Annotated in this window: 6 protein-coding genes; 4 read left to right on the top strand and 2 right to left on the bottom strand. The window is 66.9% G+C overall.

Features of this window, described 5'->3' with window-relative positions; genetic code table 11:
- On the bottom strand, positions 1 to 592 hold a 592-nt coding region (locus FJ957_RS31030), incomplete at its 3' end, for an invasion associated locus B family protein (RefSeq protein WP_140837272.1).
- A 32-nt stretch (positions 593 to 624) separates the two neighbouring features.
- Entirely contained in the window at positions 625 to 8,625 is an 8,001-nt protein-coding gene (locus tag FJ957_RS31025) for an autotransporter outer membrane beta-barrel domain-containing protein (protein ID WP_246686016.1), read from the bottom strand.
- Positions 8,626 to 9,154: 529 nt separating this feature from the next.
- On the opposite strand from FJ957_RS31025, the gene FJ957_RS31020 reads away from it, so the two are divergent.
- The 4 genes from FJ957_RS31020 (at position 9,155) to FJ957_RS31000 (ending at position 11,074) form a co-directional block, all read left to right on the top strand.
- Positions 9,155 to 9,451, top strand: coding sequence for a hypothetical protein (locus tag FJ957_RS31020; RefSeq protein WP_246674338.1), 297 nt, complete (start codon positions 9,155 to 9,157; stop codon positions 9,449 to 9,451).
- Positions 9,452 to 9,700: 249 nt separating this feature from the next.
- Entirely contained in the window at positions 9,701 to 10,168 is a 468-nt protein-coding gene (locus tag FJ957_RS31010) for an NUDIX hydrolase (protein WP_140837278.1), read from the top strand.
- A 175-nt stretch (positions 10,169 to 10,343) separates the two neighbouring features.
- Positions 10,344 to 10,667 carry a metalloregulator ArsR/SmtB family transcription factor gene (locus FJ957_RS31005; protein WP_140837270.1) on the top strand — a complete coding sequence of 108 codons (324 nt, stop codon included), beginning with the start codon at positions 10,344 to 10,346 and terminating at the stop codon, positions 10,665 to 10,667.
- Complete coding sequence (locus FJ957_RS31000; protein WP_140837268.1) at positions 10,664 to 11,074, top strand: SRPBCC domain-containing protein; 411 nt, start codon at positions 10,664 to 10,666, stop codon at positions 11,072 to 11,074. Before FJ957_RS31005 ends, FJ957_RS31000 begins: the two co-directional genes overlap by 4 nt.
- The last annotated feature ends 48 nt before the right edge of the window (positions 11,075 to 11,122 follow it).

Here is an 11,122-nt window from a genome sequence, read left to right as displayed (position 1 = left end):
CCGCCGACAGGTCCGCTGTCCGCGCCAGCGCGCTGCCGAAGCCGTTGAGCGAGATGGTGAAGGAGATCGGCTGCGTCGTGTCGGCCGCCGTGGCGTTGATCTTCAGCGTGGTCCCGTTCTGCAAGAGCGGCGTGGTATCTGCATCGAACGTCACTGGCACCAGGCAGCCGACCGCCTGGCAGGTGTTGAACTGCAGCGTCCCGTCCAGCTTCTTGTCGTCGATCTCGAGCGAAATGCCGTTGGCCAGGGCAAGCCCGAAGGGCAGCGCCAGCGTGCCGGCGGCGTCCTGGCCTGTCTTGGTCGTCAATTCGATCGCCAGCAGCCGCTGGCCGCTCTGCTTGTTGAACTGCTGATGCGACAGGCTGCAGCCCTTGTTCGTGCCGGTGACCTGGCAGTTGACCGTCCAGTCGCCATGCGTTTCCGACAGCGCCGAGGCGCCGCCCGGCAGTTGCGGCTTGGCCGCTGCGTCGGCGGGCTGGGCCCCAGGCGCCACCTTGTCGCCCTTGTTCTGCGCGGCAAATCCCGCCGCCGGCACACCGGCAATGCAGGCGGCTGCCAGCATCGCCGCGAGATACGCGTACTTCGTCCTCATGACATCCCTTCTTGGCCGCCGCCCCGCGTCAGCTAGAAGCTGACCTTGAGAGACGCGCTGACCGCGTTCTGCTTGACCGTTTCCCCGAAGGCGCCGTTGTACCTGACCGCCAACCCGACTCCATTGACGCCATTGAGCTCCAGCCCGGCGCCGACCCGATAGAGCGGCGAATCGATGGCTTCCGTCAAGTGCAATGCCGGGTTGCCGGGCAGATTCTCGGCGGCGGCGAAACGCCCCTCGATCTCCCATTGCTTGGTGGAGAATTCGACGCCGGCCTTTCCGTAGATGCGGAAGCTGGCGATGTCGCTGACCGGGATGTCGGCCCCGACCTCCAGTGCCGGCGTCACGGCATAGAACATGTTGTCGCTGCCGTCGAAGCTGAAGGCGGCGACCGATCCCTCCTCCTTGCCGGAGACGTCGAGCCAGCGCGCGTCGAACTGGATCGTCGGCTGCAGGTAGAAGGCGCCCATCTGGTGCGTCATGCCGACCCGCGCCGAACCGCCGAACTGGGACGTATCCTGCTTGTAGGTGACGCTGTTGCCGATGCCGTCGAGCAGCTCCTCGGGCAGATAGACGCCGTCCAGCGTCTCGCCGGGAATGAAGCCGACCTGATCGATATGGGTGTCGCGCTCGCCCTTGAAGGAGCCGGTGCCGCCGCCGAGCGCGAAATCGACGAAGTAGTTGTCGTTCTCGTATTTCGCCAGCGCGTAGGCCTGCCAGGATTCGCCTTTTGTGTCCGACAGCTCGTCGCCGTTGAAGGCGATCTTGGAATCGTACTCGGTGCGGCCGATTGTGGCGCCGAGCGACCAATTGTGCCCGACCTCGGCGATGCCGCCCAGCGACATGGTCTTCAACGTATCGTCCCGGCTGGTGGTGCCGGCGCCGGCATCCCGGCTGTATTCGGCCTGCGGGGTGATCGTGCCCCAGATGCAGCGGCCGTCGATATTCTTGTAGGCAGCGACGCCGGTGCATTCATGCGCCTGGCCGAGCATGGTGTCGGTCGAGCGGTTGATCATGTCGAAGGTGTGCACCGCATAGTGCGGGGTCAGCCTCGCCAGCGCCGCACCAAGCTCCGCCTCGGTCGGTGAGAAGCGCAGCATGTTGATCAGCCGCGCCATCGGATTGTCCGGGCTCGAGGCGGCCTCGACGTCGTCGAGATACTGCGCCATCTGGAACACGCCCGGATCCGTCGTGCCCGAGCCCGGATCCTGTGCCAGTTCGAGGAAGGTCGGGTTGTCGGCGTAGAGTACCAGATCGGTGCCGTTGTCGACACGGACCAGGAAGTTGAAGCCGACCGCCGGATGCAATGTCTGCGGCGTCAGGCCGGAATCCGTCATCGCCGAGCCCGACGCCAGCGTGTACTGGGTGAACAGCTTGTCGATCGACAGGAAGTTGAGCGGCGCCGTGCCGTCGAAGTCGCCGGCTTCGGTCAAGGCGAGCTTGTCGGTGATCTGGTTGTTGAGGTCGATATCGGTGACGAAGGAACCGGTACCGTCCTGGGTCCAGCCGCCGGTGACGTCGACCGTCGCCACCACGCCGATACCCTGATTGGTCATCAGGCCCTGGTTCTTGAACAGTCCGCCGGCGCCGAGATTGATCGATTTCAGACCGACGAACGAGGAATCGGCGAAATTGTCGAACTCGTTGATGCCGCCGCCGAGATCGACATTGCCGATAACCCGGCCAAGCCCGACCGTGCTCTTCTGGTTCTTGAAAGTCTCGTTGCCCGAGGTGCCGGTGACCGCGAGCGGGCTGAACTGGTCGAGCAGCGATTCCAGGATCGCATCGTCCGGCACGACCGGCCCGGGCGCAAGCAGCGAGGCGCTGAAGGCCGCCAGTTTCGACTGCATGATCGAGAAGGTGGGCGTCGCGCCCATCGCGTAAAGCAGGCTGTTGTTGTTGACGGTGTTGTCCTGTCCGCCCACCACCATGACGGCGACGCCGGTGTTGGAGCCGCCGATCGTGTACTGGCCCTTCAGGTCCATGGCGATGTTGCCCTTGGTACCCTGCGCCGTGCTCTCGCCATAGGCCGCCACCGAGTCGGCGCCCTGCGCGAACAGACTCCCGCCCGCGGTCAAGTGCACGAGCTTGGAGTTGCCCTGGCCGGTCGCGCTCTGGCCGAACATCGCATAGGAGCTTGCGCCTTTGACCCAGACCTGGCTGTCGGTGCCGGCTATTGCCGCCGCCGCGTCGCCGATGCCGCCTTGCGAGCCGGCGGCCGACTGGTTCATGTCGAGCGAGGAATTGCCGCCGGCGCCGCCGCCGCCGCCGACCGCCTGGGCGACGATGCCGTGCGCGCGGTCGCCATCGGTCTCGATCGCACCCGACTGGATGATGGTGACCGTGCCGCCGGTGCCCTTGGTGCCGCCCGGCGTGTTGAAGCCGATGGCATTCGGGCCGCCGCCATCGTCATCGGCGCCGAAGCGGCCGAAGCCCGCGCCGCCGAAGCCGCCGCCGCCGCCGACCGACTGCGCGATGATGGCGATGGAATCCTTGCCGTGGGTGATGATCTCGCCGGTGCGGGTCACGATCACGTCGCCGCCGTCGCCGCCATTGCCGCCGAGGCCGCCGATGGCCAGCGCATTCGAGGCCTTGCCGCTGGCGTCGCCGCCATAGCCGCCGCCGCCGCCGATCGATTGCGCCACCACGCCATGGGCGCGCGCGCCGAACGTCTCGATCTTGCCGGAGACGTCCACCTCGACCTTGCCGCCATTGCCGCCGCGGCCGCCGAAGCCGCCGATCTGCAGCGCCACCGAGCTGTCGCCCGCGGTGTCGGCCGTTACGGTTCCGCCATAGCCGCCGCCGCCGCCGATCGATTGGGCGAAGATGCCGATCGCACCGTCCTTGTTGGTGGTGATCACGCCGTCATTGTTGACGATGACATGACCGCCATTGGCGCCGTCGCCGGCGGGCAGGGAAACCGCGCCGCCGATGCTCATATCGGCCTTCGAGGCGCTGGCCGCCGCGCCCGAGGCGCCGCCGCCGCCGCCGACCGACTGCGCGAAGATACCGTGCGAGAGATAGCCGTAGGTCGTGATCTCGCCGTGGTTGTCGACGGTGACGTCGCCGCCACCGCTGCCCGAGCCGCCGATACCGCCGATCGACAGGTTGACCGCAACGTCCTTGGCCTTCCCGGTCTCGGTCGAGCCGCTGCCGGCAGACCCGCCGCCGCCGCCGATCGACTGGGCGAAGACGCCGTAGGAATTGTCGCCGTTGGTGAGGATCCGGCCGCTCGCATTGTTGATCACATGGACGAACTTGCCGATGCCGCCGTCGCCGCCGAGACCGCCGAGCGACGCCGCGATCGAAACCTTGGCGTCCGCGGATGTCGAGGCGGCCGCGCCGCCGACGCCGCCGCTGCCGCCGATCGACTGCGCCATGATGCCATGCGAGTTGGCCATGTCGGTTTCGATGATGCCGCTGTTGGTGACATGCACCTCGCCGCCGTCGCCGCCGCCGGCGCCCAGCCCGCCCATCGAGAATTTGACGTCGACCGTGCCGCCGTCGCTGCCGGTGCTCTTGCCCGCGCCGCCCGAACCGCCGCCGCCGCCGATCGACTGCGCGAAGACGCCGATCGAGTTCTCCCGCTTGGTCCAGATGAAGCCGTTCGAATTGTTGGTGACTTCGACCAGGGCGCCGTTGCCGGCGCTGCCGCCACCGCCGGCAACGGCACCGCCGATGGCATATTTCGCCGACGCTCCGGCCGAAGCCGAACCACCGACGCCGCCGCCTCCGCCGATCGAGCTGGCGCTGATGCCGAACGAAAAGGCGCCGTCGGTGATGATCCAATTGTTATTGGTGACGGAGACTTCGCCGCCATTGCCGGCGGTGCCGCCCGGAAGGGCGAGAGCCACGCCGATCGAAACCGAGGTCGAGCCTTCATCGCCGGCGCCGATATCGCCGCCGATATCCTCGTCGGACGCCGAGGCCGCGCCCGCCGCGCCGCCGCCGCCGCCAACCGACATCGCCATGATCCCGGTGGAGCCGAAGCCCGACGTGAGGATGATGCCGGTGTTGTTGACCGTGACCTTCATGGCGTCGGCGGCGCCGCCGCCCGAGCCGGCGAGACCCATGTTGACGCTGACGCTAGTCTGGCTGGTGCCGCCGATATTGTAGGACTTGGCCGTGCTGGAGCCGCCGATGCCGCCGCCGCCGCCGATCGACTGCGCCATGATGCCGGACGAGAACGCGCCGGTCGTGGTCAAATTGCCGGAATTGATGATGTCGACCGTGTTGCCGTAACCACCTTTGCCACCGCTGCCGCCCATGGCGAAATTGGCGGCCACGTTGACGCCCTCGCCGCCACCGAGACTGGCCGAGCCGCCGGTGCTGGTGCCGCCATTGCCGCCGCCGCCACCGATCGACTGCGCCACGATCGCGCTGGAGGAATCGCCCTCGGTCGAAATCGTCATCGCATTGGAGACATGGACGTCGCCCGCGCTGTTGCATTTGGTCGGGTCATTGCCGATGCACCCGCCGCCCGTGCCGCCGATATTGACGGTCGCCGTCACCGTCACGCTGTTGCCGTAGCCGCCCGCGCCGCCGAACGTGTCGCCGCCATTGCCGCCGCCGCCGCCGATCGACTGCGCCAGGATGCCGACGGCCTGGAAACCATGCGTGATGATCTGCCCGCCGCTGACCAGGCCGGACTCGACCGTGACCTTGTTGCCCTGGCCGCCATTGCCGCCGCTGCCGCCGATGGCGACGCCGACATTGATCGCGACCTCGTCGCTGATCGCGCCGGCGATCGAAGTGGCGCGGCCGCCATTGCCGCCGCCGCCGCCGACCGACTGGGCCACGATGCCGCCGGAGCCGTCCGCGTCCGTCAGCGATACGATCTTGCCGTTGGCCTTGACGAAGACCTCGCCGCCCGAACCGCCGTCGCCGCCGCTGCCGCCGACGGTCACCGCCACGGCCGCGGACGCATAGAGCCCGGCGCTGAAGGCACCGGCGACGGCCTTGCCGCCATTGCCGCCGCCGCCGCCGATCGCCTGCGCGATGATGCCCTTGGCGCCCATGCCGCTGACGGTGATGTCGCCGGTATGGTCGACCGTGACCTTCATGGCGTCGCGGCCGGCGCCGCCGTCGCCGCCGACGGCAACCCCGACGCCGACGAAAGCGCCGACGGAGACCGCGCCGGCATTGCCGCCATTGCCGCCGCCGCCTCCGACCGATTGCGCCATGATGCCGTGGGCGAGGTCGCCCTTGGTCGTGATGTTGGCGGTGTTGGTGACGTCGACCTCGGCGCCGTTGCCGCCGCCGCCGCCCTTGCCGCCGACGCCGACCGCGGTGAACAGGCCGCCGGCGCCCGCCAGGCCGCCGTCGCCGCCGCCGCCGCCGATGGCCTGGGCCAGGATGCCGACCGACAGGTCCTCATTGGTCTTGATCACGCCCGAATTGGTCACCGTGACCTTCATCGCGCTGCCGCCGTCCGCGGCCGCGCCGCCGACCGCGAGCGAAGGCCCGCCAACGGCGATCGAGAAGCCGCCCGAGCCGCCGCCGCCGCCGATCGACTGCGCCTGGATGCCATGCGACTGGATGCCGTCCGTTGTGATGTCGGCGCCGTTGGTGACGTCTACCGTGTTGCCATTGCCGCCGCCGGCGCCATTGCCGGCGATGCCGACATTGAGCGAGAGGCTGCCGGCTATGCTGCCGCCGCCGGTGCCGCCGCCGCCGCCCACCGACTGGGCGAGGATGCCCGTCGAATGGTCTTTCATCGTGTGGATTGTGCCGTCGTCGATGCCGATCGTGACGGTGTTCGACGCGCCCGCGGCGCCGCCCTGGCCGCCGACGCCGACGGAGGCGCCGGCGGCCAGGTTGAACGAGAAGCCGCCATTGCCGCCGCCGCCGCCGATCGACTGCACGACGAGGCCGGCCGAATTCACTTCATGCGTGGTGATGGTCGTGCTCGCGGAATGGTATTCGACGGCGCCGGCGCCGCCGCCGCCCGCGCCGCTCCCGCCGACGCCGACGGTGATGCCAGCGCTGAGGCCGATGACGCCACCGCCATTGCCGCCGCCGCCGCCGATCGACTGCACGATGATGCCGGCCGAGCGCTCGCCAAAGGTCTCGACGGAGCCGTTATAAGTGGTGTGGACGTCGACACCGGCCCCTGCGGCGCCGGCGCCGCCGCCGATGCCCACGGTTGCAGCAACCGCAAACGTTCCGGTGAACCCTCCATTGCCGCCGCCGCCGCCGATCGACTGAACGATCAGGCCCGCCGAGTCGGCGCCATGCGTGATGATGGTTTGATTGCCCCCGTCGGGCGTCCGGAAAAACACCTGGCCGCCGTCGCCACCTTTGCTGCCAGACCCGCCGACACCAACGCTGGCGCCCAAACTGCCCGCTGCCGAGAACCCGCCATTGCCGCCGCCGCCGCCGATCGACTGCGCGATGATGCCGGCAGAACGCTGCTGCTGGGTTTCGACTTTGCCGCCACTGGTGACATCGACTTTTTTGCCAGCGCCTCCGGCTGCGCCCTTTCCACCGACACCGACCGCGGCGAGACCCGCGCCGCTGAGCGCGAATCCGCCGTTGCCGCCGCCACCGCCCACGGATTGAGCCAGAATGCCGATGGAATCGCTGCCGTTCGTGTTCACCGTCGCATTGGCGATATTGTAAGTGACCTCGCCGCCATCGCCGCCTGCCGCGCCGCTACCGCCGACGGCCACGGAAACGAAGGCTCCGGCTGCTATGCTTCCTCCGCCGTTGCCGCCGCCGCCGCCGACCGACTGGGCCAGGATGCCGACAGCCGAACTGCCATGGGTGGAGACGCTTGCGCCGGCGCCTGCTTGGTTGACGTTTACGGAACCGCCATTGCCGCCGGTGCCGCCGCCACCGCCTATGGCTACCGCTATGTTCGAAAGCGCCGCGACCCCATAGCCGCCATTGCCCCCGCCGCCGCCAACCGATTGCGCAAGCACACCATGGGCGCCATCGCCGCTGCCGTCGGCGCCTGTTGTGATGATACCGCCGACATTGGCTGTAACCGTGCCGCCGATGCCGCCGCCGCCGGCCGTCCCGCCGATCGAAACGATGCCGGCCGCGCCACCTCCGTCGCCGCCGCCGCCGCCAACCGATTCCACCAGCATGCCGACGGCGCCGGTGCCATTGGTTTCGATCTTGCCCTCATTCGTTCCTGTCGCCGAGCCGCCATTGTTGCCGGCTGCGCCCGCACCGCCGCCGCCGAACAGGCCGAATGCGCCGCCGCCGCCGCCACCGCCGCCGCCGACCGACTGGACGACCATGCCGCTGGCGAAATCGCCCCTGGTGGTGATGCTGCCGGTGCTGGCATTGGTGCCCTCTGCCGTCCCTCCGATCGTCGCGGCGCCGCCATTGCCGCCCTCGGATATGATGCCGACGCCGCCTTTGCCGTTGCCGCCGTTGCCGCCGGCGGAGCGCACCAGCATGCCGTAGGAGAACGTCCCCGACGTGTCGATCAAACCTGCGTTGCTGGCGGAAGCGCTGCCGCCCGAGGCGCCGTTGCCGCCATTGCCGCCGGCACCGATAGCTGCAGCATCGAAGTCGCCGCCTTGCCCGCCATTGCCACCGCTCGCATCGACATAGATGCCGTAGGACGAGTTGCCTGTGGTGGTGACCGAACTGGTGGCCGACGCGGTGGCGCTGGCTGTGCCGCCGGCGCCGCCATTCCCCGCGTCACCCGATTCGGCGGTCGTCGACGGCGCTGCCCCACCGCCGTCGCCGCCCCGGCCGCCGATGGCCGTCGCGACTATTCCGCTGTGATTGTCGCCGTTCGTGGAAAGGTCCGCATTGTTGGTGATGTCGACAGTGCCGCCGTGGCCACCATTTCCGCCTTCGCCACCGTTGGTATGAATGGGAGTGCCGAAACCGCCATATCCGCCATTGCCACCCTTGCCGCCATTGGCGGTTCCGACATAGGCCGACGCGCCCACATTGAGCTGGTCCGCATTGTTGGTGTCGTTGACGGCACCGCCGTCGCCGCCATTGGCGCCGTCATCGTCATAGCCGCCAGGGCCGCGGTTGGGTGCGTCGGCCCCATTCTGATTGATCACCACCTGCGCCTGAGCGGAACCACAAATGGTGAGTCCGGTCAGAGCGGTCGCGCCGAGCAGAAAAGCAAGACGGCCAGCGAAAATTGCGGTGCGCCTGGCACTCAAGTCGCCGGCTTCGGTAGGCGCCCCAATTGGCCGACCGAACGCAGCCCGATGATCCGCGATGCACAACGCGCATTGCGCGCGCCGATTCGAAAACAGCGACATGTCCCACCCCGTCGTGATCGCGCTTACCACCCTTAAGTCAGCGCCACGTCCCTTGCGGCTTGCAGGCCGCGTCATGTCCGTCCAAGTCGATGCACCGTCTGGTTGCTGAGCGGTGCCTTTTTTAGGATATCCTAACTTTTCGGTTGTGGAACCCTAAAACTTACGTAAGGGACACTGACCAGATCGCAGGGCGTTTGCCAGTCGTCATATGACGGCAATCGCGAAGCCTCCGTGAGCCGCATCACATTTGGCAGTTAGCCATGGCGTTACGGGCCGCCCGCACTATATGAAACGCATGGTTTTTCGTATGGGGCCCGTGCGGATGCTTCGTCACACTCAGGCTGTTCTGGCAGGCGCCGTGCTGGTGGCCGCGATTTCTCAGGTTGCGTCGTCTTATGCGCAGGTCGTCATCCCGACGAACCGCAACGCATTGGTGCAGCAGAACCAGCTGCAGCAGTTGCAGAACCGGTTGCAGCGGCAGCAATACCAGCAGCAGCAGCAATTGTACCGCGAGCTTGACCGGCAGAGCGCGCCCAAGCCCCGGCCCGATGTGCCGGTGTATGACAAGACCTGTCGGATGGAAGCGGTCGGCAACACGATTTCACGGGTTTGCCGCTGACATTTCGTTTTTTTCAGTTTATTAGCCGACTTACTTGCTGGCAAAATGCCGGATTGCAAGGGCGGTGGTTCTGGAGCAACTCCAGGAAAAGTGTGACACGGTTTTCCGTCGGGAATTGCGTCAAAACTAAAGAGGTAGAGCGGTTCGCCGTTTCCGTGACACGGTGAAACGCTCTAGGGTTTGCAGAGGGAGGGTTTTTGCCCGCGCGGATAGCGTATGGCAGGGATGCTCCTCTCACCGGAATTTGGGATGGCAACAACCAAGAAGAAAGCAGTTCGCAGAGCCAAGAAAGGCCAACGGATCCGCCAGGTGGCGGCCATTCCGTATCGCTTGCGGGAAGACGGCAACCTGGAAGTGTTGCTGGTCACCTCACGCACCACACGGCGCTTCATTGTGCCAAAGGGTTGGCCGATGAAGGGCAAGAGCGGGCGCAAGGCGGCAACGATCGAAGCCCAGGAAGAAGCAGGCGTTCTCGGCAGGACGCTGAAGCAGCCTGCCGGCACCTATTCCTATTGGAAACGCATGACCAATGGCTTCATTCGCGTGGACGTTACGGTCTATTTGCTCGAGGTCACCGAGGAGCTTGCCGACTGGCAGGAAGCCGCGAACCGGCAGCGTGCATGGCTTCCAGCAGCCGACGCCGCCCTGCTGATCGACGAACCGGAGCTTTCGACGCTGCTCAGGGATCTGACCGTTCCGGCGGTCGATCCGGCTTAAGCAACCGCCCTGTTCGGGAAAGGTCGTGCCGGCGTGCCGGTATGGGCCCATAGCCATTCCCTGGGCAGCGGCCCCCTGGTTGCGGTCGCCTTGCTGCGGCTGGCGATTCGCTGCTTGACTCATACATATCCCAGTGGTTATACATCAATCAATAGCCAACGGGTTATTGATTGCGATGACCACCGCGCACGACATGCTGTTCAGGACGCTTGCCGATCCGACACGGCGCGCCATCTTCGAACGTCTCTGCCGCCAGGGCGAGCAGACGGTCGGTGCCCTGACCGCGCAGGCCGGCGTATCTCAGCCGGCGGTGTCGAAGCATCTGGGCGTCCTCAAGGAGGCGGGACTGGTGCGCGACCGCCATGAAGGGCGCCAGACCCATTACAGCGCCCAGCTCAAGGCACTGGCGCCGTTGATGGACTGGACGCGCGACATGGCGGGGTTTTGGGAAAGCCGGTTCGACGATCTGGAGGAACTGCTCAAAAGGATGGATCAATGAATGGAATGCCGGCCGCAACGCGCTCCGTCATCGTCGAGCGCGAGATACCTTTTCCGCCGGAAAAGATCTGGCGCGCGCTCACCCAACCGCATCTCATCGAGGAGTGGCTGATGAAGAACAGCTTCAAGCCGGTCGTGGATCATCGCTTCAATATGAGCGCCGAATGGGGAGGCGTCGACTGCCAGGTGCGGATGGTCGAGCCCAACAGGACCCTGTCCTACAGTTGGGACACCAAGGACCTCGAAAGCGTCGTCACCTGGACGCTCACCCCGGCTGGCACGGGCACGCATCTGCGCATGGAACAGGTCGGCTTCCGCACCGATCAGGAGCCGTACTACCGCGGCGCCACGGTGGGCTGGAAGCGCAACATCGCGGCCCTGGAGCAACTGCTTTCGCGGATCGATTGAGTCCGCCGAAGCGTCAAAAGACAGACACATGTCCTGGCGGGGCCGCAA

It is taken from the genome of Mesorhizobium sp. B2-4-6, assembly GCF_006442775.1.
GTDB lineage: Bacteria > Pseudomonadota > Alphaproteobacteria > Rhizobiales > Rhizobiaceae > Mesorhizobium.
Note: the sequence above shows the minus strand (reverse complement) of the source record. Positions and strands in the feature narration are given on the sequence as shown.